Here is a 20,514-nt window from a genome sequence, read left to right on the forward strand (position 1 = left end):
CGGTGGGCGGCGATCAGCTGTCGGCGGCCGTGTCCGGGAGCTGAGAGACTGCGTCGGTCGCATATCGCCGCGCCATGAGCGCCATGAGTGCCGCATGAGGAAGGACGTCATGACGTCGCCCAACGAGCTTCCGTCACCGCCGCCCGCCCCGGACGAGCGGCCGTGGAACGACCGCGCCGGGCTGCTCGACGAGCGGGCGCGGGCGATGGGGGCGCTGGCGCGGTGGTACCTGGCGCCGCACCGGGCGCTGCTGTTGTGGCTGTCCACGCTCGTCTTCGCGCTGGGCTGGACCCTCGCGGTGTCGGGGTTCCAGTTCCTGGTCCAGGGCGAGATCATCGAGCACATCCTGGGCGTCATCTTCCTGGGCCTCGCCCTGGGCGCCACGGTCCCCTCCAGCCTCGGGGTGATATCGGGCATCCGGCGCGACGTCTTCGTGGGCGCGTGCCTGCGTGACTGGGCGGAGCTGGAGCGCGATCCCCGGACCCTGCCGCACTGGCGTGTCTCCGGCGGTGCGCTCCTCTGGCTGGGCCCGTCCATCGTGCTGGCCTGTCTGGGGCTGGTGCTGGGCGGGTCCGCCGTCTTCTCGGACATCGATACGGAGAGCTTCGGCACCGTCGCCGGAATCGGCATCGTCTTCGCGGCGGCCGGAGCGCTCGGCATGGCCAAGGCGATCGACTACTACCGCCTCGTCAGCCGCGAACTCGCCCCCGAGACCGGCGGCCCCGAGACCGGCAGTCCGGACACCGGCGGTCCGGACAGCGGCGGCCTGGACAGCGGCGTTCCGGACACCAGCGGCCCGAACCCCGGCTACGACGACGACTTCTGTAGTGACTGAAAGCGGCTCCGCAGCTCCTCGTACCGCTCACTCGGGCTCTCCCCGCGCTGCTTGGCCGCCTCCTCGATGCGGGTCAGCAGCTGCCTGACCCGCACGGCGTCCGTGTAGGCGTCGCGCTCCAGCTTCTTGTACGCGGCGGCGGCGGGCCCCTTGTGGTCGTCGGGGTCGACCGACTGCCTCAGATGGCCGAGACGCTCGATCTGCTCCTCGAGATAACTGAGCATCCCCTCAAGGTCTTTGATGAGATCCGACAGCTCCTGATCCGATACGGACAGTTTGTCTTTACTCATGTCCCATCCGTCCCTGCCACCCTCCGATCGGCCCATTAGCGGGATGATCGTGCCATGACCGGGGCCGGTGTGGAGAGCCACCCGGAGTTTCCGCTCGGCCGAACGGCCCGGCGTGGTGGGCCGTCGCGCTGAGCGTCCGCGGGACCGGCGGGGACTTACCGCTCCGGTACCGCCGCGAGGTGGTCGAATTCGCCCGCCTTGATGGAACGGAGCAGGGCTCTCAGCTTCGTGGGGGTCGTGGTCACGACGGTGCGGGGGTCGTCGCTCTCGCGGAGGGCCACGGCCGCGCCCAAAGAGGCGAGTTCTATGCAGGAGTTGCCGTCCCCCGCGCTGGAATACGAAGATTTCTGCCAGTTGAGCTCGGTCATCTCCACGCCCTCTAGGTCTGCTGTGCGGCGTCACGAATGAAATCACGTGACTCCTCCACCGAGAGGGCCGCCTCGGTCGTGCGGTCCAGCACGCCACGGTGGTTGGCGAGCTGGGACTGCGCGTCCAGGAAGACCGGGCCGTGCGCGGCGTCGAGTTGCGCGGTGTCCAGCTGGGGCACCGCGCCCAGGGCGTAGGTGACCGAGAGTCCGGGCACGTGGAACCCTCCGGCCTCGAAGGTCAGCACCCGCACGGTGACGTTCTTCCGCTCGGAGGACTCCAGCAGGCTGTCCAGCTGGGCGCGCAGGACGCGCCGCGTTCCGAACCGCATGCGCAGCGCCGCCTCGTGGATGACGAAGGTGCACGGCGGCGGATCGTCCCGGTCCAGGATGTCGCGGCGCTTCATGCGGTGGGAGAGTCTGCGCCGCAGATCGGTGGCGGACCACTGCGGAACGGTGGAGCCGAGCACCGCCCGCGCGTACTCCTCCGTCTGCAACAGGCCGGGCATATGCATGATTTCCAGCACGCGCAGGCTCGTGGCGTAGTACTCCAACTCGGCGAGGTCGAGCCCGCCGGTGGCGATATGGCCCCGGTACTCCTCCCACCAGCCGCCCTTGCGCTCCCGGGCCATGGCGGCGAGCGCGTCGACGTACGCGGTGTCCGGGCAGGCGTAGATGGCGGCGAGCGCGCGGACCCGCTCCTCGCTCACTCCGAAGCGGGCGAGCTCCAGGTTGGTGATGTGGGTGCGGTTGATGCCCAGCCGGTCGGCGGCCTCCTGGATGCTGAGGCCCGCGTCCTCGCGCATCCTCCTCAATTCTGTTCCGAGCCGGACTTGACGCGCGGTCGGGACGCTTCTGGGTGGCATGGCCCTCCGTAACCCTCAAGGAGTAATCGTCGAGGAAATTCAACGGGACCGTAGCAGTTGTTTGCACCGCTGCCCTACCGTGGGTGCCGTTGCCGCTACAGCGCGTTGATCGCCGTAACGGTACGCGCGCTGTCGGCCCCTTTGCAGGGAGTTGCCCCATGGATTCCGATCACGAGTCCGACGACCGTCCCCCACCGCGCCCGCCCGTTCCCCCCAAGGACCCGTACGTCTATACCCTCCAGAGCAGTCGACAGGCGACCTCCGCCAAGGTCTGCCGGGACTTCGTCGCCTGCGTCCTGAACTCCGTGGGCCAGGAGGAACTGGTCGAGGTGGCGACGCTGTGCACCTCGGAGCTGGCCACCAACGCCTTTCTGCACGCCGAGGGCGACTCGGTGATGCTCCGGGTGGTGATCGAGTCCCCCCGCTTCCGCGTCCTGGTCTACGACGCCTCCGCCGAGCTCCCCACCGTCGCCCGCCTCCCCGGGGGCGACCGCCTCTACGGCCGCGGCCTCGGACTGGTGGCGGCCCTGGTCGACGGGTGGGGTACGGCGGAGGGGGACGCGGGCGGGACGTATGCCAAGGGGGTCTGGTTCGAGCTCGTGGGCACGGAGGAGGACGAGGGCCGGCCCTGACGGCACGCGGGTGGCCACCGTCCGTACGCCGCCGAGGCCGCTGGACCCAGCTACCGCCGGGAGGTGCCCCTGCTCGCGGCCGGGCACCCCCTTTGGCCCCTTTGGCGACGGACCCTAGGGCTGGGCCGGGTGCCCCAGGAGCATCGTGGGGGCGCCCGCCGACCGTGTCAGCACGATGGTGCAGGCGTTCTCCCCTTCCAGGCGGAGCTTCTTGCGGAGGTGCTCCGGCTCGATCGCCGAACCGCGCTTCTTGATGGTCGCCACGCCGACCTCGCGCTCCCGCAGCAGCGCCTTGAGCTTCTTCAGGTTGAAGGGCAGCACATCCGTGATCTCGTACGCGGTGGCGTACGGCGTCGGGCGCAGCTCGTCCGTCGTGATGTAGGCGATCGTCGGATCGATCAGCCGGCCGCCGACGCGGGCCGCGACATCGGCGACCAGATGGGCGCGGATGACCGCGCCGTCCGGTTCGTAGAGCCAGCGGCCGACCGGGCCGGGCCCGGGGTCCGGGAGGTGCGGGGTGCCGATGAGGGAGTGGACGCTGGGCAGCAGGGTGGCGCGGCGCAGGCCGGGGCGGGCGGTGCCGAACCACAGGACGGCCTCCTTCACATGGCCGTGGTCCGAGATCCACTCGGCCTCCGCGTCCTCGGGGATGGCCTCGTGGGGCACACCAGGGGCGATCTTGAGGGCGGCGCGCGGGGTGGTGCGGGCGGCCTCGACGGCCCAGGAGAGGGGCGGGGAGTACGCCTCGGGGTCGAAGACGCGGCCCCGGCCGCCGCGCCGGGCCGGGTCGACGAAGACCGCGTCGAAGGGCCGGGTGTCGATGCCGGTGACATCGGCGCAGCGGACCTCGATGAGATCGGCAAGGCCGAGCGCCTCGGCGTTGGCGCGGGCGACGGCGCAGGTCAGCGGGGAGCGGTCGACGGCGAGTACGGAGATCCCGGCGCGTGCGAGCGCGATCGCGTCGCCGCCGATCCCGCAGCACAGATCGGCCGTGCGGCGGACGCCGAACTCCGCGAAGCGGGCGGCCCGGTACTCGGCGACGGAGGTGCGGGTGGCCTGCTCGACGCCGTTCGGCGTGAAGTACATGCGGTGGGCGTCCTCGGAGCCGAATTTGGCCACCGCCCGCTGCCGCAGCTCGGCCTGGGTCAGGGCCGCCGAGACCAGCGCCGGGGGATGGTCCCGGCGCAGCCGCGTCGCGGTGGCGAGCTCCTTCGCCGGGTCGTAGTCGCGCAGCGCGGAGAGCAGAGCCTGCCCCTCGTCGCCGAGCAGTGAGTCGAAGGCGTCAACGTCCACATGGCCCATTCTCCCCGCTCCCACGAGCGCATTCGCCCCCGCAGGGCGCGCGGGTCCGTGCGGGGGAGCAGAAGATCGCTTTTGTGATGATGATCAAAGCTGGGTTTTCGAGGTGTCTGGTTCTCGCTGCCGCGGCGGTCGTGCTCACCGGCTGCGGAGGGCTCGGCTCTCCCGGGCCGCACACCAGGACGGGGGAGGCGACCGAGCCCGCGCGGCCGGCCTCCGCCACCCCGCACGCGGTGTCCGGGAACTCCGGGGAGCCGCCGTCCCCGGGTCTGTCGGGGACGGACTCGGTGCCGGGAGCGTTCCCGGACGCGTACCGCCGCTGGGGGCTCGACCGGCCGCTGGCCCCGCCGCCCCGGCCCGCGGTCAAGCCGCCGCTCGCGGCGGTGTGGCCGCCGGCGCCCGGACTCGCGACGGTCATCCGGCGGGTCGACACCACCGATCGGGTGGTTTTCCTGACCCTGGACGACGGGATCGAGAAGGACCCGGCCTTCGTCGACCAGGCCCGGGACCTGGGTCTGCCGTTCACGCAGTTCCTGGAGAACGAGGTGATCGGCGACCACTACGACTACTTCCGCCGGCTGCGCGAGCTCGGCAACCGGATCGGCAACCACACGCTCACCCACCCCAACCTCGCGGGTAAGGACTACGCGACCCAGCTCCACGAGATCTGCGGCCAGCAGCAGGTCCTCCACGACCGCCTCGGCCTGGAGCCCCGTCTCTTCCGTCCGCCCTACGGGGAGTACGACAGGGTCACGCTGGAGGCGGCGGCGGAGTGCGGACTGGGAAAGCTGGTGCTGTGGCGCGCCGAGATGGAGCCCGGGGGTCTGGTGTACCGCTCGGGCGACGGGCTCCGGCCCGGGGACATCATCCTCGCCCACTTCCGCGGCCCGGACCTGCTGGAAGGCAGGACGATGACCGACATGATCACTTCGATGCTGCGGGAGATCCAGGCGCAGGGGTTCACGGTCGCCCGGCTGGAGGACTACATCTGAGGGCCCCGCGCCCCTCCGGGAGGAGGGGCGGCGGTGCGGCGGGTGGGAGGCGCCGATCGGGGGGCGCCACCACGTTGCTTGGCACTCTAGTTGACTGAGTGCTAACCGCGTCATAATGTCGACGCTGGCACTCGGGACCGACGAGTGCCAGGGATACAGCGACGGGCAGGTCCGGCACCCGCGACGACGGATCCACCTGGTCGCCACCTCAGACAGTTGACCCCGTGAGATCTCCGAAGGGGGAGGTCGGATCGTGACGACCACCAGCTCCAAGGTTGCCATCAAGCCGCTCGAGGACCGCATCGTGGTCCAGCCGCTCGACGCCGAGCAGACCACGGCCTCTGGCCTGGTCATTCCGGACACCGCCAAGGAGAAGCCCCAGGAGGGCGTCGTCCTGGCCGTGGGTCCGGGCCGCTTCGAGGACGGCAAGCGTCTTCCGCTCGACGTCTCCGTCGGTGACGTCGTGCTCTACAGCAAGTACGGCGGCACCGAGGTGAAGTACAGCGGCGAGGAGTACCTCGTCCTCTCGGCTCGCGACGTCCTCGCGATCGTCGAGAAGTAATCACCGAAGTTTTGCCTATGAGCCGTGCCCCGGTGCCCGTGTCATCTGAAACCGGGGTCGGGGCGCGGTTCGTTTGAGAGGACATACGCAACTCATGGCGAAGATCCTGAAGTTCGACGAGGACGCCCGTCGCGCCCTCGAGCGCGGCGTCAACAAGCTTGCGGACACCGTCAAGGTGACGATCGGCCCCCGCGGCCGCAATGTCGTCATCGACAAGAAGTTCGGTGCTCCGACCATCACCAACGACGGTGTCACGATCGCCCGCGAGGTCGAGGTCGAGGACCCGTACGAGAACCTGGGCGCCCAGCTCGTCAAGGAGGTGGCGACCAAGACCAACGACATCGCGGGTGACGGCACCACCACCGCGACCGTGCTGGCCCAGGCGCTGGTCCGCGAGGGTCTGAAGAACGTGGCCGCGGGCGCCTCCCCGGCCGCCCTCAAGAAGGGCATCGACGCGGCCGTCAAGGCCGTCTCGGACGACCTCCTGGCCACCGCCCGCCCGATCGACTCCAAGTCCGACATCGCCGCCGTGGCCGCGCTGTCCGCCCAGGACAAGCAGGTCGGCGAGCTGATCGCCGAGGCGATGGACAAGGTCGGCAAGGACGGCGTCATCACCGTCGAGGAGTCCAACACCTTCGGCCTGGAGCTGGACTTCACCGAGGGCATGGCCTTCGACAAGGGCTACCTCTCGCCGTACATGGTCACCGACCAGGAGCGGATGGAGGCCGTCCTCGAGGACCCGTACATCCTGATCACCCAGGGCAAGATCTCCTCCATCCAGGACCTGCTGCCGCTGCTGGAGAAGGTCATCCAGGCCAACGCCAGCAAGCCGCTGCTGATCATCGCCGAGGACGTGGAGGGCGAGGCCCTGTCCACCCTCGTCGTCAACAAGATCCGCGGCACCTTCAACGCGGTCGCGGTGAAGGCCCCGGGCTTCGGCGACCGCCGTAAGGCCATGCTCGGCGACATCGCCACCCTTACCGGCGCCACCGTCGTGGCCGAGGAGGTCGGCCTCAAGCTCGACCAGGTCGGCCTGGACGTGCTGGGCACCGCCCGCCGCGTGACCGTCACCAAGGACGACACCACGATCGTCGACGGTGGCGGCAAGGCGGACGAGGTCAGCGGCCGCGTCGCCCAGATCAAGGCCGAGATCGAGACCACGGACTCCGACTGGGACCGCGAGAAGCTCCAGGAGCGGCTCGCGAAGCTGGCCGGCGGCGTGTGCGTGATCCGCGTGGGCGCGGCCACCGAGGTCGAGCTCAAGGAGAAGAAGCACCGTCTGGAGGACGCCATCTCCGCGACCCGCGCCGCGGTCGAGGAGGGCATCGTCTCCGGTGGTGGCTCCGCGCTGGTCCACGCCGCGAAGGTGCTGGAGAACAGCCTGGACCTGGCCGGCGACGAGGCCACCGGTGTCGCGGTGGTCCGCCGCGCCGCGGTCGAGCCGCTGCGCTGGATCGCCGAGAACGCCGGTCTCGAGGGCTACGTCATCACCTCGAAGGTCGCCGAGCTCGAGAAGGGCCACGGCTACAACGCGGCCACCGAGGAGTACGGCGACCTGGTGAAGGCCGGCGTCATCGACCCGGTCAAGGTCACCCGCTCCGCGCTGGAGAACGCGGCGTCGATCGCCTCGCTGCTGCTCACCACCGAGACCCTGGTGGTCGAGAAGCCGGCCGAGGAAGAGCCGGAGGCCGCCGGCCACGGCCACGGTCACGCGCACTGACGCTCGGCTGCCTGCCGCACGCGGCACAAAGGCGCGGCCGCCCCTGGGGCGGCCGCGCCTTCGCGTTCGGGTCCCGGGGCCGCGCCCCGGCCCCGGCCGGCTGACACTTCGAGGGGACACCGGAGACCCGGACCGGCTGGTCCCCGGAGGACCTACGCCTTCGCCGGGGGGCGGCCGACCTTGGAGGAGAGGGAGGAGAGCGCCGAACGCGGGGTCAGCTTCGCCAGGCCCGTCATCGCCTTGTAGCGCGGGTCGGGAATGGACAGCGACTTGCCCCGGGCGAAGTCCTTCAGGGCCGCCGTGACCAGCCGGTCCGGGTCCAGCCACATCCAGCTCGGCACGTTGTCCGGCTTGATCCCCGCCCGCGCGTGGAACTCGGTGCGGACGAACCCCGGGCACAGCGCCATCAGCCGTACCCCCGAACGCGCCAGGTCCTTCGCCGCGCCCTGCGTGAACTGCACGACCCACGCCTTGCTCGCCCCGTACGTCCCGCGCGGGAAGAAGGCCGCGACCGACGCCACATTGATCACCCCGCCGCGCCCCCGGCCGCGCATCGTCTCGGCCGCCGCGCTGGTCAGCCGCAGCACCGCCTCGCAGTGCAGCTTCAGCATCCGCAGCTCATCGGCGATCGGCACCTCCAGATAGCGGGCGCGGTTGCCGAAACCGGCGTTGTTGACGAGCAGATCGACCGGGTGGGTGCGGTCCCCCAGCCGGGCCTCGACCGCCGCGATCCCGTCCTCCTCGGACAGGTCCGCCACCAGCACGTCCGCCTCCACGCCGTGCCGGTCGTGCAGATCCGTCGCCTGCTCCCGCAGCCGCTTCTCGTCGCGTGCGACGAGCACCAGGTTGTGCCCGTCGGCGGCGAGCCGGCCCGCGAAGGCGGCGCCGATGCCCGCCGTGGTTCCGGTAATCAATGCAGTCGTCATACGCGCACGTTATCGGCCATGACAGGTCCCGGCGGACCGCTGAACGGGCCCGCGGAGCGATCTGAGCCGGAATGAACACTTCCGTCTGCCGGACGGAAGGCCGCGGGGTCAGCCCGCCTTCTCGGCCCGGTACTTCAGGGCGGCCTCCCGCGCCTCCGGATGCAGTGCGTCGCCCGCCGCCAGCACCCTCGGCAGCAGCTCCCGCTCCAGGGTCTCGGCGCGGAAGAGGAAGGCGACCGTCACCTCGTGGTCGGGCCGGTGCACGATCTCGACGGGGTCGCCGGAGCGGATCTCGCCGGGTTCGAGCACCCGCAGATACGCCCCCGGGACGGCGGCTGCGGTGAACCGCTTGACCCATCCCCGTTCGCCCAGCCAGCCCGCGAACGTACGGCACGGGATGCGCGGTGAGGTCACCTCCAGCAGCGGTCCGCTCCCCACCCGCCAGCGCTCGCCGATGAGGGCGCCGCTGACGTCGATGCCGCTGGTGGTGAGGTTCTCCCCGAAGACGCCGTTGGCCAGCTCGCGGCCCAGCTCCCGCTCCCAGGCGTCGAGGTCCTCCCGGGCGTAGGCGTAGACCGCCTGGTCGTCGCCGCCGTGGTGGCGGCGATCGCAGACCGTGTCACCGGCCAGCCCGCTCCCGGCCCGGCCCTTCGGCCCCGGGGCCGCGACCCGCACCGGGCCGTCGACCGGCCGCTTGTCGATACCGGTACCGGTGGGGCAGTCGGTGTGTTCGGTCATCATCGCCCGGCCCAGGTTCACGGTGAGCACGGACGGCGAGGCGGCGGGACGCGCGGAGGAACCCGGAGAATGAGGCATGAGGGCACCGTAGAACAGCGCGGTCAAAGCGTCGACGTAATATCCCGGCGGGTACCCAAGGGTCCCTTATGCTCAAGGCATGATCGAGGCCCGCCATCTCAGGGTGCTGCGCGCGGTGGCCGCCACCGGCTCGTTCTCCGCCGCCGCCCGTGAGCTGGGCTGCACCCAGCCCGCCGTCAGCCAGCAGATGAAGGCCCTGGAGGGCGCCGCGGGCACCCCTCTGCTGATCCGCAGCGGCCGGGAGACGCGGCTGACCGAGGCGGGCCGGGCGCTGGTCAGGCACGCCACCGGGATTCTGGCCGGGCTGACCGCCGCCGAGGAGGAGGTCGCGGCGATCGCCGGACTGCGGGCGGGCCGGGTGCGGCTGGTGTCCTTCCCCAGCGGCAGCTCGACCCTGGTGCCCATGGCGCTCGCCGAGATGCGCGCGGCGCACCCCGGAACCCGGGTCTCGCTGGTGGAGGCCGAGCCGCCGGGCTCGGTGGAGATGCTGCGCGCGGGCGACTGCGAGATCGCGCTGGCCTTCCGGTACCCGCGGGTGGACGCGGACGCGGGGGCCGCTTCGGGGGATGGCGCCGAGTGGGACGACCTGGTCCTGCGGCCGCTGCTGAGCGACCGGCTGGTGGGCGTGGTGCCGGAGGGGCACAAGCTGGCGGGCGCCGGGTCGGTGGGGATCGCCGAGCTGGCCGGGGAGCCGTGGATCGCGGGCTGCCCGCGCTGCCGGGGCCATCTTGTCCAGGTGTGCGAGTCCGCGGGCTTCACCCCGCGGATCGACTTCGCGACGGACGACTATCCGACGGTCGTCGGCCTGGTGGGGGCCGGGCTGGGGGTGGCGGTGCTGCCCGAGCTGGCGCTGGAGTCCGTACGCGCCAAGGGCGCCACGACGCTGGCGGTGGAACCGGCGGTGCGCCGGGAAGTGGTCGCGCTGACCCTGCCCGACCTGGCCCGCGTCCCGGCGGTGGCGGCGACGCTGGACCGGCTGGAGCGGGCCGCCCGCAGGTGACCGGCGCGCCGCCGGGTCCGCCCGTCGGCCGGTCGCGCCCGGCGGAGGGGAGAGGAACGTTTCTTCAGTTGGCCGGGACCAGGCTTCAGGATCCCGGGGCCCCGGTGCTGGCGACGGTGCGGTGGCGCGCCCGGCCCATGAGCTCCTCGCGCTCGTCCTCGGTCAGTCCGCCCCACACCCCGTAGGGCTCGCGTACGGCGAGGGCGTGAGCCGCGCACTGTGCCCGTACCGGACAGCGCATGCACACCTCTTTCGCCGACATCTCGCGCGCGCTGCGGGCGGCGCCGCGCTCTCCCTCGGGGTGGAAGAAGAGCGAGCTGTCGACCCCGCGACACGCGGCCAGGAGCTGCCAGTCCCACAGGTCGGCATTCGGACCGGGAAGACGGGAGAAATCTGCCATTGCCTTATCTCCTCGAAACGATCGGCTGCGGACTGTGTCCTGGGTCGTACACCTACGGTCTAAGTAGATGTAAATATGACTCATTGCGAATCTAGCCACATAGACCCGCAAATTGGAAGCAAGGTCGCCAAATGCCACCGAAGGGACTGCCTCGGGGGCTGCCCTATGGGGGAGGCGCACAGAACGCGGCCTGGGCGACGAAGCTGCTCCGTGTCCGGTCCCTCACGTAGAGTGTCGAAGGTGGCCGCCGAACCCCGTAACTCTTTCGGGTGACCGTCGTTGAGAGTGCGGAGGCGGTTGATGGGTAAAGCTCTCGGACGGATGTCCGGGGCTGTCAATCGCACAGGTGACGATATGTACCAGCCTGGAGGCTCAAGGTGACGCGCATCAGCTGCGGAGGGCGGCCATGACATCCGTCCTCGTCTGCGACGACTCCCCGCTTGCGCGAGAGGCGCTGCGCCGCGCGGTGGCGACCGTGCCCGGCGTCGAGCGTGTGACGACGGCGGCCAACGGCGAGGAAGTCCTCCGCCGCTGGGGCGCCGACCGCTCGGACCTGATTCTGATGGACGTACGGATGCCCGGTCTCGGCGGGGTCGAGACCGTGCGGCGGCTGCTCTCCGCCGACCCCGGCGCCCGGATCATCATGCTCACGGTCGCCGAGGACCTCGACGGGGTCGCGCTGGCCGTGGCCGCCGGCGCCCGTGGCTATCTGCACAAGGACGCCTCGCGCGCCGAGCTGCGCGCCACGGTGACGCAGGCGCTCGCCGACCCCACCTGGCGGCTGGCCCCGCGCCGGCTGCGCTCGGCCGAGATGGGCGCCGCGCCCACGCTCACCGCGCGGGAGATCCAGGTGCTGGAGGGCATGAGCCACGGCCGGTCCAACGCGGAGATCGGCCGTGAGCTGTTCCTCTCCGAGGACACGGTCAAGACACACGCCCGTCGGCTGTTCAAGAAGCTCGGCGCCTCCGACCGGGCTCATGCGGTGGCCCTCGGGTTCCGCTGGGGTCTGGTTCGCTGACTCGGCCGCGACCGTTCTGACGTGCTGCGCAGCGGGGGCGCGACGGTCCCCGCCCGTCGGGTGGCGGGCGGGGCGAGAGCGTACGCGGCGGGCACGGTGGCGGTGGCCTGTATCAGTTCCTCGCGCTATGCCGCATCCTTGAAGGTGTGGAGTTCCTCGGGGACGAGTCGGTCGGGCGTGAGGGGAGAGCGCAGGACGTGACGACAACCGGCGCACCTGCTCATAACGCTTCAACGCACAACTACGGACGCGGTGCCACGGAGCCACCGAGCCCAAGGCACCATGGATGGATGTCGCGCGACGAGGAGAGTCCAGGAGTCCCCAAGGGAGCTCCCGGGGGCACCGGGGCGATCGGCGCCCTCGTCGGGCGCGCCGTCGAAGGGGACGAGCGGGCCACCCACGATCTGCTGGCCCTGGTCCATCCGCTGGCCCTGCGCTATTGCCGGACGCGGCTGGCCCGGCTGCCGGGTGATGCCCGTCACTTCGTGGACGACCTGGCGCAGGAGGTCTGTCTCGCGGTGCTGTGCGCGCTGCCGCGCTACCGCGACACCGGAAAGCCCTTCGAGGCGTTCGTCGTGGCCATCGCCGCCCACAAGGTCGCCGATCTCCAGCGGGCCGCCATGCGCCACCCGGGCTCCACGGCCGTCCCCTCGGACGAGATGCCCGAGCAGCCGGACGATTCGCTGGGGCCCGAGGAGCGGGCGCTGCTCAGCAGCGACGCGGAATGGGCCAAGAAGCTGCTGGCCAACCTTCCGGAGAACCAGCGCGAGCTGGTGCTGCTGAGGGTCGCGGTCGGGCTGACGGCGGAGGAGACCGGGCAGATGCTCGGGATGTCCCCCGGCGCGGTGCGGGTCGCCCAGCACCGGGCCCTGAGCAGGCTGCGCGCGCTCGCCGAGCAGTAGGCCCCCGGGCCCCCGCTGGGACCACGCGCACCCGCCGGGACCACGCGCTGAGACGTTGTCCACAGGCGGAACGAGGCACTCGGGGAGCCCGTTAGCATGGGAGTCCGCGCTGGGGCAAGACCATTTGGAAGGGTGTCATGACTGACAACGTCGACGGAGTGCCTGAGAAGTTCGCCATGCTCGGGTTGACGTACGACGATGTGCTGCTGCTGCCGGGCGCCTCCGAGGTGCTGCCGAACGCGGTCGACACCTCGTCCAGGGTCTCCCGGAACGTCCGGGTGAATGTGCCCCTGCTGTCCGCCGCCATGGACAAGGTCACCGAGTCCCGGATGGCCATCGCCATGGCCCGGCAGGGCGGTGCGGGCGTGCTGCACCGCAATCTGTCCATCGAGGACCAGGTCAACCAGGTCGACCTGGTCAAGCGCTCCGAGTCCGGCATGGTCACCGACCCGATCACGGTGCGGCCGGACGCCACGCTGCACGAGGCGGACGCGCTGTGCGCGAAATTCCGCATCAGCGGTGTGCCGGTCACGGACGCGGCGGGCAAGCTGCTCGGCATCGTCACCAACCGTGACATGGCCTTCGAGGTGGACCGGGGCCGTCAGGTCCGCGAGGTCATGACCCCGATGCCGCTGGTCACCGGCAAGGTGGGGATCTCCGGCGACGACGCGATGCAGCTGCTGCGCCGCCACAAGATCGAGAAGCTTCCGCTGGTCGACGACGCGGGCGTGCTCAAGGGCCTGATCACGGTCAAGGACTTCGTGAAGGCCGAGAAGTATCCCAACGCGGCGAAGGACGCCAATGGCCGGCTGGTCGTCGGCGCCGCCGTGGGCGTCGGCGACGAGGCGTACGAGCGGGCCCAGGCGCTGGTCGAGGCCGGGGCCGACTTCCTGGTGGTCGACAGTGCGCACGGCCACAGCCGGGGCATCCTGGACATGATCGCCAAGGTCAAGTCCAATATCGCGGTCGATGTGGTGGGCGGCAACATCGCCACCAGGGACGGCGCCCAGGCGCTGATCGACGCGGGTGTGGACGGCGTGAAGGTCGGCGTCGGTCCGGGCTCCATCTGCACCACGCGCGTGGTCGCCGGCATCGGCGTGCCGCAGGTGACGGCGATCTACGAGGCCGCGCGGGCCTGCCACGCGGCCGGGGTGCCGCTGATCGGCGACGGCGGTCTCCAGTACTCGGGCGATATCGCCAAGGCGATCGCCGCCGGTGCGGACACGGTCATGCTGGGCAGTCTGCTGGCCGGCTGCGAGGAGTCGCCGGGCGAGATGGTCTTCATCAACGGCAAGCAGTTCAAGTCCTACCGGGGCATGGGTTCGCTGGGTGCCATGCAGACGCGCGGCCAGGCCCGCTCGTACTCCAAGGACCGCTACTTCCAGGACAACGTGCTCTCCGAGGACAAGCTGGTCCCCGAGGGCATCGAGGGCCAGGTGCCCTACCGCGGTCCGCTGGCCTCGGTCGCGCACCAGCTGGTGGGCGGTCTGCGGGCGTCGATGGGCTATGTCGGCTCGGCGAACGTGGCGGAGCTGAAGGAGAAGGGCCGCTTCGTGCGGATCACCGCGGCGGGCCTCAAGGAGAGCCACCCGCACGACATCCAGATGACCACCGAGGCGCCGAACTACTCCGGCCGTTGACCCGAGCCGTTCCCCCGGACGACCCTGCGCGGGTGTGGGCAGGGATACTGGGACGGCTGTTTGTGAACAGGGAAAGGCACCCACGTGACTGAGATCGAGATCGGGCGCGGCAAGCGCGGCCGCAGGGCGTACGCGTTCGACGACATCGCCGTTGTGCCGAGTCGTCGTACCCGGGACCCGAAGGAGGTCTCGATCGCCTGGCAGATCGACGCCTACCGCTTCGAGCTGCCCTTCCTGGCCGCCCCGATGGACTCGGTGGTCTCGCCGCGGACCGCGATCCGCATCGGCGAGCTCGGCGGTCTCGGGGTGCTCAACCTCGAGGGGCTGTGGACCCGTTACGAGGACCCGGAGCCGCTGCTGGCGGAGATCGCCGAGCTGGACGAGCACACCGCGACCACCCGGATGCAGGAGATCTACGCCGAGCCGATCAAGGAGGAGCTGATCGGCCAGCGCCTGAAGGAGGTGCGGGACGCGGGCGTGGTGACCGCCGCGGCCCTGTCCCCGCAGCGCACGGCGCAGTTCTCCAAGGCCGTGGTGGACGCGGGGGCCGACATCTTCGTGATCCGCGGGACCACGGTCTCCGCCGAGCACGTCTCCAGCGCCGCCGAGCCGCTCAACCTCAAGCAGTTCATCTACGAGCTGGACGTTCCGGTGATCGTGGGCGGCTGCGCCACCTACACCGCCGCGCTGCATCTGATGCGCACCGGCGCGGCCGGTGTGCTGGTGGGCTTCGGCGGCGGTGCCGCGCACACCACCCGCAATGTGCTGGGCATCCAGGTGCCGATGGCGACGGCGGTCGCCGATGTCGCCGCCGCCCGGCGGGACTACATGGACGAGTCCGGCGGCCGCTATGTGCATGTGATCGCCGATGGCGGCGTCGGCTGGAGCGGCGATCTGCCGAAGGCCATCGCCTGCGGCGCGGACGCGGTGATGATGGGCTCGCCGCTGGCGCGGGCCACGGACGCACCGGGCCGCGGTCACCACTGGGGCATGGAGGCCGTGCACGACGAGGTGCCGCGCGGCAAGCGGATGAACCTGGGCACGGTGGGCAGCACCGAGGAGATCCTCCTCGGCCCCTCGCACACCCCCGACGGTTCGATGAACTTCTTCGGCGCGCTGCGCCGCGCCATGGCCACGACCGGCTACTCGGAGCTGAAGGAGTTCCAGCGGGTCGAGGTCACGGTCGCCCCGTCGGCCCGCGACAAGAGCTGAGGGCTCGTCGCGCTGAGGATTCTTCACACAGGGAAGGCCCCGACCGCATGGCGGTCGGGGCCTTCCCTGTGTGGCTGGGTGTCTGCCGTCCTGGCTCAGCGGTTGCTGATGCGGTAGGCGGTGCTGACCGCGGCGACCGGCGCGAGCACCATGAAGATGTAGGTCAGCGCGTCGGAGTCTTCCTTCCACGCATCCCACAGGTCGCTGAAGTGGTCGAAGAAGATCTCGTTCGAGGAGAGCACCTGGCTGCTGGCACCGCCGCCGATCTTGTCGGCGTAGTTGCTCAGCACATCATGCGTGATCATGGCGTAGCCGTAGAGCTCACCGAGGAACACCGCGGCCAGGGCCAGCACCGCGCCGAGCACCCACAGCCCCGTGTTCCGGCCGCCGAGCTTGGCGACCGCCAGACCGATGAGCGCGCCGACCACCACACCGGCGTAGGCGAACTGCGTGATCTCCGGCGGGGACTTGTCCGTGTCCGCCAGCGCGCTCAGCAGGAACGCGTAGAGGAACGCGCCCACGACCGTGGCCACGAGGGCGGCGACCACCGCCAGCAGCGGGTTGCCCGGACGGCCGACCTGCGGAGCGGGCGGCGGGAAACCGCCGCCGTACTGCGGCTGGGGCGGCTGCGGCTGGCCCTGCGGGTAGCCGTAGCCGGGCTGCGCCGAGCCGTACCCTCCGGCCTGCTGAGGCGGGGTGGGCTGCTGTGGGTAACCGCCTGGCTGCTGTGGCTGCTGCCAGTTCTGGCTCATGGAATTCCCCCGGGGATGAAGGTGTGGAGATCGCGTTCCGGGGACAGCTGAGCTGACGAGCGGCTGCGGCTGGGAACGCGGAAGGACTTTCGAGCCATCAAACTAACAGGCGGGCATGACAACCAGACAAGTCGTGTCTGGCGTCCGTGACATGGCTGGGACCGGACGGAGACACACTGGCGCTGGCATATGGGGATATTGCCTGCCTTGTTCGGTGACCCCGCTTCACCACCAGGCAACTCTCCGTTCCCGCCGCGGCGTGGAAGGCGGTGTCGTCGCGCCTCGGGTTGTGGTCGGCACCGTAGTCCACCACCAGGCCGGAAGGCCCGGTCGGAGGCCGTGGTGGGCCGAGGCGCCATGGCGGCGCGGTGGCGCGGTGGCGTGAAGGGATCGGTGCCAGGACAGAATCCGGCATAAGCAATAATGTCAACTTATGGCGCAGAACAAGTCGTTCAATGGGCGTGACATGGGGATCGACCTCGGCACCGCCAACACACTGGTGTACGTCCGGGGCAGGGGCATCGTGCTCAATGAGCCGTCGGTTGTGGCGGTCAACACAGTCGACGGCAGTGTGCTGTCGGTGGGTTCGGCGGCCAAGGAGACCATGGGGAGGACGCCGACGAACATCGTCGCCGTGCGACCGCTGCGCGATGGTGTGATCGCCGATTTCGAGATCGCCGAGCGCATGCTGCGGTATTTCATCAAGAAGGTCATGGGCAGCCGCCGGCTCGGCCGCCCCCGTGTCGTCGTCTGTGTGCCCTCGGGGATCACGGGCGTTGAGCGGCGCGCGGTGATGGAGGCCGCCAGCCGGGCCGGGGCCCGTCAGGTGCATCTGGTCGAGGAGCCCATCGCGGCGGCGATCGGCGCGGGGCTGCCGGTGAGCGAGCCGACCGGCTGCATGGTCGTCGACATCGGCGGCGGTACGACGGAGGTCGCCGTGGTCTCGCTGGGCGGCATCGTCACCGCGCGGTCGGTGCGGACGGCGGGCGATGCCATGGACGCGGCGATCAACTCGTATGTGAAGAAGCAGTACGCACTGGCGATCGGTGAGCGGACCGCCGAGCAGATCAAGATGTCCATCGGCTCGGCCGCGCCCTCCGGACCGCTGTCCGTACCGCGGGTGTCGGAGACCGTACGGCGGCCCGAGCGGAATGTGGAGGTGTTCATCCCGGGACAGAGCGAACCCGGGCAGAGTGGCGACAACGAGGACACCCAGGCGCTGCTGCCGCCGGACCGCTGCGCCATCCGGGGCCGGGACCAGGCGACCGGGCTGCCCAAGGTGCTCGAACTGACCGCGGACGAGGTGCGGCACGCCCTCACCGAGCCGGTGGACGCCATCGTCGCGGCGGTGCGCTCCACGCTCGACGAGACCCCGCCGGAGCTGGCGGGCGACATCATGGACCGCGGCATCGTGCTGACCGGCGGCGGGGCCCTGCTGCGCGGCCTGGACGTACGGCTGGCGCGCGAGCTGAACATCCCGGTGCTGGTGGCCGACGACCCGCTGGACTGCGTGGCCATCGGCACCGGCCGCTGCGTCGAGGACTTCGCCTCGCTGCGCACGGCGATGGACGCGCGGCCCCGCAGACCGGACGCCGTGCGGGTGTGACGCCTCGGAGGCCCGCGAGAACGTCAGGGGATCGTCGCGCCTGTGACTGCCTGTTGACATCGGAGAGTGAGGCGTCATCAGCGACATCGGCGTCATCAGCGTCATCAGCGGCGGCCGCCGCGGGGCTTCCCAGCGGTGGCCGGGGGCGCCGTGCCAGGCGTCGTGGGCCCGCGACGAGCCACCGGACGGGGCTCAGGGGGGCCGGCTCGTCTCCCCGGGGTGGGGGCCTTGAGCGTGCGGCATCGCCTCCGGCGTGGTGGGCTGGTGACACCGTGTCGGCCCCGTGCGGCGCGGGCGGACGGCAAGCGCGGGCGTCGAGGTGGTGGTCGTGGGGCGCGGCGGGACGTACCGGTGGGCGGTCGCCGTGACCGTCAGCACGGTCCTGGCCGCGCTCACCTCCGTACCGCCGGCGCCCGCCGGACCCGGCCCGGCCATGAGCCCGGCGCACCGCCATGGGTCCGGTGGTGGTGCCGTGGCGCGGGGGCTGGGGCACGGCCATGGGGCCGTCGGTGGTGTCACGGGGCGGGGCCCGGCGCACCGTCGCGGGCCCGGTGGTGGAGTCGTGGCGCGGGGGCTGGGGCACGGCCATGGGCCCCACGGCGGCACCGCGGCGCGGGGCCCGGCGCGGCCGTACCCGGTATCCGTCGAACTGACCTCCCTCACCCCCGCGGTGATCCGCGAGGGAGGTGAGCTGAGGATCAGCGGGCGGGTCACCAACACCTCCGGGCGGCGCGTCGGCCCCGCGCGCATCGGGGTGCGGATCGGAGCCCCCGGCGCGATCGACACCCGCGGCGGGCTCTCCGCCGTGGCCCGTCGTACGCCCCTGTCCCGGGCCGACGGTCCCGAGGTGCCCGGCCGCACCGCCCGCCTCGCCCCGCTGCCGACCGGCGCCGTGCGCGGCTTCCGACTCACCGTGCCGGTCCCCGACCTCGAACTGGACGGCGCCGGGGCGTACGCCCTCACCGTCGGCGTCATCCGCTCGGACGACGCCGACGCAGGCCCTAATACCGGCACCGTGCTCGGGCTGACCCGTACACATCTGTCCGCCTATCCCGACGCCACCCGGCTGGAGCCGCTGCGCACCACCGTGCTGTGGCCGGTCATCGACACCCCGCGGATGGAGGCGCTGACCCTGCGCACCCCGGACAGCGACAGCGTGCTGCCGGTCTTCCGCGACGACGGGCTGACCGCCGCCTTCGGACCCGGCGGCCGGCTGCGGCGGCTGGTCGAGATGGGCCGGGGCCGGCCGGTCACCTGGGTCCTCGATCCGGATCTGATCGTCCAGGCGCGGGCCATGGCCGCCGGCTACCGGGTGGCCCGTACGCCCGGCGGCAGCGATCCGCAGGAGTCCACCGAGGGGACGGGCGGCGAGGCGGCGGCGGACTGGCTCGCCGCGCTCCGCACGGCGGTCCGGGGCCGGGAGGTGATCGCGCTGCCGTACGCGGACCCGGACCTGGCCTCGCTCGCCCGAGGCGGCGGCGCCTCGCTCACCGGTCTGCTGCGCCGCGCCTCCGGTACGGGCCGGGCGGTGGTGGACCGGGCGCTGGGCGTCCGCGCACGCGCCGGTGTGGGCTGGCCCGCGGGCGGTGAGCTGGACGAGGGGATCGCCCGGTACGCCAAGGGGCTGGGCCTGGACACGGTGCTCGCCTCCGGCGCCGGGGTGGTCTCCGCCGGGGAACTGGTCAGCGAAGGGGCCACCGACGACGGCGCCGTCGCGCTGGAGGGCGGCACGACCGCGCTGCGCTACGACGCGGCGATCGCCTCCCTGCTCTTCGCCGCCCAGCCGGCCGCGGGCGCCTCCGGTGCCCCCGCCCGGCTGCGGCTGCGGCAGCGGCTGCTCGCCGAGACCCTGACGGCCACGCGGGAGCTGCCGTATGCCCGGCGCGACCTGGTGGTGGTGCCCCCGCGCCGGATGCCGCTCGGGGTGGCCCGGGTGCTGCTCACGGTGGTGGACGAGGGCCGGAAGGCGGGCTGGCTGGCGCCGGCCGGGTTCGCGGCGGCGCTGCGCAAGCCCACGGCGGGGCGGCTGCGGGGCTTCGACGGCTATCCGCTCGCCCGGCACGACGGCGAGCTGCCGCCCGAGCGGCTCGCGGCGGTGGTCCGGGACCGGCGGCGGATGCGTGCCCTGGCCAAGGTGCTGTCGGACGCGCGGGCCACCACCGCGTCCGTACGGGCCGCGCTGGCCCGCTCCGTCGCGACCGGGTGGCGCGGCGATCCGGCGGGCGCCGCCTCGTACCAGCGGGGGGTGTCCCGCTATCTGACCGCCTCGATCACCTCGGTGCGGCTGGTGCCGAAGTCCACGGTGGTGGTGGCGGGGGGCTCGGCGACCATCCCGGTCACCGTGGACAACGGTCTCCAGCAGGACCTCACCGGGGTGGAGCTGCGGGTCCTCTCCAGCCGCCCCGAACGGCTGAAAGCCCGGGACCGCACGGTGCCGGTCCGGGCGTCGCGCGCGGTGAGCCGCACGGTGCGGGTGCGGGTGAAGGCGTACGCCAACGGCCCGGTGTGGCTGACCGCCCAGCTCTACACCACCGCCGACGGCAGGCCCTGGGGCGCGCCGATGACGTTCAGGGCGGATGTGCGGTCGGTGCCGTCGGGGGCGGTGATCTTCGTACTGGGCGGGACGGCGCTGATCGTGCTGGCAGTCGCGTTCCGGCTGCGGCGCACGCGGGGGCGGTGAC

At 71.6% G+C, this 20,514-nt stretch carries 20 protein-coding genes; 12 read left to right on the forward strand and 8 right to left on the reverse strand.

Annotated elements, in window-relative coordinates:
• The first annotated feature begins 109 nt into the window (after positions 1 to 109).
• Positions 110 to 835 carry a hypothetical protein gene (locus N6H00_RS23410; protein ID WP_268973782.1) on the forward strand — a complete coding sequence of 242 codons (726 nt, stop codon included), beginning with the start codon at positions 110 to 112 and terminating at the stop codon, positions 833 to 835.
• Here N6H00_RS23410 and N6H00_RS23415 read toward each other — a convergent pair.
• The 3 genes from N6H00_RS23415 to N6H00_RS23425 form a co-directional block, all read right to left on the reverse strand.
• The gene (locus tag N6H00_RS23415) at positions 808 to 1,125 is read right to left on the reverse strand and encodes a hypothetical protein (protein WP_268973783.1); all 318 of its coding nucleotides are present in this window, start codon (positions 1,123 to 1,125) and stop codon (positions 808 to 810) included. The two genes, N6H00_RS23410 and N6H00_RS23415, sit on opposite strands and share 28 nt — an antisense overlap.
• A gap of 155 nt (positions 1,126 to 1,280) precedes the next feature.
• The gene (locus tag N6H00_RS23420) at positions 1,281 to 1,493 is read right to left on the reverse strand and encodes a DUF397 domain-containing protein (RefSeq protein WP_268973784.1); all 213 of its coding nucleotides are present in this window, start codon (positions 1,491 to 1,493) and stop codon (positions 1,281 to 1,283) included.
• Between the two features lie 11 nt (positions 1,494 to 1,504).
• Entirely contained in the window at positions 1,505 to 2,356 is an 852-nt protein-coding gene (locus N6H00_RS23425; RefSeq protein ID WP_268973785.1) for a helix-turn-helix domain-containing protein, read from the reverse strand.
• 158 nt (positions 2,357 to 2,514) lie between these two features.
• Between N6H00_RS23425 and N6H00_RS23430 the strand changes: the two genes are divergently transcribed.
• A complete protein-coding gene (locus N6H00_RS23430; protein WP_268973786.1) occupies positions 2,515 to 2,988 on the forward strand; it encodes an ATP-binding protein in 474 nt (157 codons plus the stop codon).
• Between the two features lie 114 nt (positions 2,989 to 3,102).
• On the opposite strand, the gene N6H00_RS23435 is transcribed toward N6H00_RS23430, so the two are convergent.
• Entirely contained in the window at positions 3,103 to 4,290 is a 1,188-nt protein-coding gene (locus N6H00_RS23435; RefSeq protein WP_268973787.1) for a class I SAM-dependent methyltransferase, read from the reverse strand.
• A 77-nt stretch (positions 4,291 to 4,367) separates the two neighbouring features.
• Between N6H00_RS23435 and N6H00_RS23440 the strand changes: the two genes are divergently transcribed.
• The 3 genes from N6H00_RS23440 (at position 4,368) to groL (ending at position 7,561) form a co-directional block, all read left to right on the forward strand.
• Positions 4,368 to 5,279, forward strand: a complete 912-nt coding sequence (locus tag N6H00_RS23440) for a polysaccharide deacetylase family protein (protein WP_268973788.1) — start codon at positions 4,368 to 4,370, stop codon at positions 5,277 to 5,279.
• A gap of 253 nt (positions 5,280 to 5,532) precedes the next feature.
• Positions 5,533 to 5,841 carry a co-chaperone GroES gene (groES, locus tag N6H00_RS23445; protein WP_014054228.1) on the forward strand — a complete coding sequence of 103 codons (309 nt, stop codon included), beginning with the start codon at positions 5,533 to 5,535 and terminating at the stop codon, positions 5,839 to 5,841.
• Between the two features lie 94 nt (positions 5,842 to 5,935).
• Positions 5,936 to 7,561 (forward strand): chaperonin GroEL, encoded by a 1,626-nt coding sequence (gene groL / locus N6H00_RS23450; protein WP_268973789.1) that lies wholly within the window; start codon positions 5,936 to 5,938, stop codon positions 7,559 to 7,561.
• Positions 7,562 to 7,713: 152 nt separating this feature from the next.
• Here the strand turns inward: groL and N6H00_RS23455 are convergent, their stop codons facing one another.
• A complete protein-coding gene (locus tag N6H00_RS23455; RefSeq protein ID WP_268973790.1) occupies positions 7,714 to 8,487 on the reverse strand; it encodes an SDR family NAD(P)-dependent oxidoreductase in 774 nt (257 codons plus the stop codon).
• 108 nt (positions 8,488 to 8,595) lie between these two features.
• Positions 8,596 to 9,303: an MOSC domain-containing protein gene (locus N6H00_RS23460; RefSeq protein ID WP_268973792.1), complete on the reverse strand. Its 708-nt coding sequence runs from the start codon at positions 9,301 to 9,303 to the stop codon at positions 8,596 to 8,598.
• Positions 9,304 to 9,382: 79 nt separating this feature from the next.
• Between N6H00_RS23460 and N6H00_RS23465 the strand changes: the two genes are divergently transcribed.
• Positions 9,383 to 10,303 carry a LysR family transcriptional regulator gene (locus N6H00_RS23465; RefSeq protein WP_268973793.1) on the forward strand — a complete coding sequence of 307 codons (921 nt, stop codon included), beginning with the start codon at positions 9,383 to 9,385 and terminating at the stop codon, positions 10,301 to 10,303.
• An 85-nt stretch (positions 10,304 to 10,388) separates the two neighbouring features.
• On the opposite strand, the gene N6H00_RS23470 is transcribed toward N6H00_RS23465, so the two are convergent.
• On the reverse strand, positions 10,389 to 10,703 hold the full coding sequence (locus N6H00_RS23470) for a WhiB family transcriptional regulator (protein ID WP_268973794.1): 315 nt from the start codon (positions 10,701 to 10,703) through the stop codon (positions 10,389 to 10,391).
• A 406-nt stretch (positions 10,704 to 11,109) separates the two neighbouring features.
• Here N6H00_RS23470 and N6H00_RS23475 point away from each other — a divergent pair, with 406 nt between their 5' ends.
• From N6H00_RS23475 to N6H00_RS23490, 4 genes are all read left to right on the forward strand, one after another.
• Entirely contained in the window at positions 11,110 to 11,721 is a 612-nt protein-coding gene (locus tag N6H00_RS23475) for a response regulator transcription factor (protein WP_003948568.1), read from the forward strand.
• 290 nt (positions 11,722 to 12,011) lie between these two features.
• Positions 12,012 to 12,623: a sigma-70 family RNA polymerase sigma factor gene (locus tag N6H00_RS23480; RefSeq protein WP_268973795.1), complete on the forward strand. Its 612-nt coding sequence runs from the start codon at positions 12,012 to 12,014 to the stop codon at positions 12,621 to 12,623.
• A gap of 137 nt (positions 12,624 to 12,760) precedes the next feature.
• On the forward strand, positions 12,761 to 14,263 hold the full coding sequence (guaB, locus tag N6H00_RS23485; protein ID WP_268973796.1) for an IMP dehydrogenase: 1,503 nt from the start codon (positions 12,761 to 12,763) through the stop codon (positions 14,261 to 14,263).
• An 84-nt stretch (positions 14,264 to 14,347) separates the two neighbouring features.
• Positions 14,348 to 15,475, forward strand: coding sequence for a GuaB3 family IMP dehydrogenase-related protein (locus N6H00_RS23490; protein ID WP_268973798.1), 1,128 nt, complete (start codon positions 14,348 to 14,350; stop codon positions 15,473 to 15,475).
• Between the two features lie 95 nt (positions 15,476 to 15,570).
• Here the strand turns inward: N6H00_RS23490 and N6H00_RS23495 are convergent, their stop codons facing one another.
• Positions 15,571 to 16,227: a hypothetical protein gene (locus tag N6H00_RS23495; protein ID WP_268973799.1), complete on the reverse strand. Its 657-nt coding sequence runs from the start codon at positions 16,225 to 16,227 to the stop codon at positions 15,571 to 15,573.
• A gap of 433 nt (positions 16,228 to 16,660) precedes the next feature.
• Between N6H00_RS23495 and N6H00_RS23500 the strand changes: the two genes are divergently transcribed.
• Together N6H00_RS23500 and N6H00_RS23505 are read left to right on the forward strand one after the other, a co-directional pair.
• Positions 16,661 to 17,833, forward strand: coding sequence for a rod shape-determining protein (locus tag N6H00_RS23500; protein WP_268973800.1), 1,173 nt, complete (start codon positions 16,661 to 16,663; stop codon positions 17,831 to 17,833).
• A gap of 283 nt (positions 17,834 to 18,116) precedes the next feature.
• Positions 18,117 to 20,513, forward strand: a complete 2,397-nt coding sequence (locus N6H00_RS23505; protein ID WP_268973801.1) for a DUF6049 family protein — start codon at positions 18,117 to 18,119, stop codon at positions 20,511 to 20,513.
• The last annotated feature ends 1 nt before the right edge of the window (position 20,514 follow it).

This window comes from Streptomyces sp. S465 (assembly GCF_026898115.1).
In the GTDB taxonomy this organism is placed as follows: Bacteria; Actinomycetota; Actinomycetes; order Streptomycetales; family Streptomycetaceae; genus Streptomyces; species Streptomyces luomodiensis.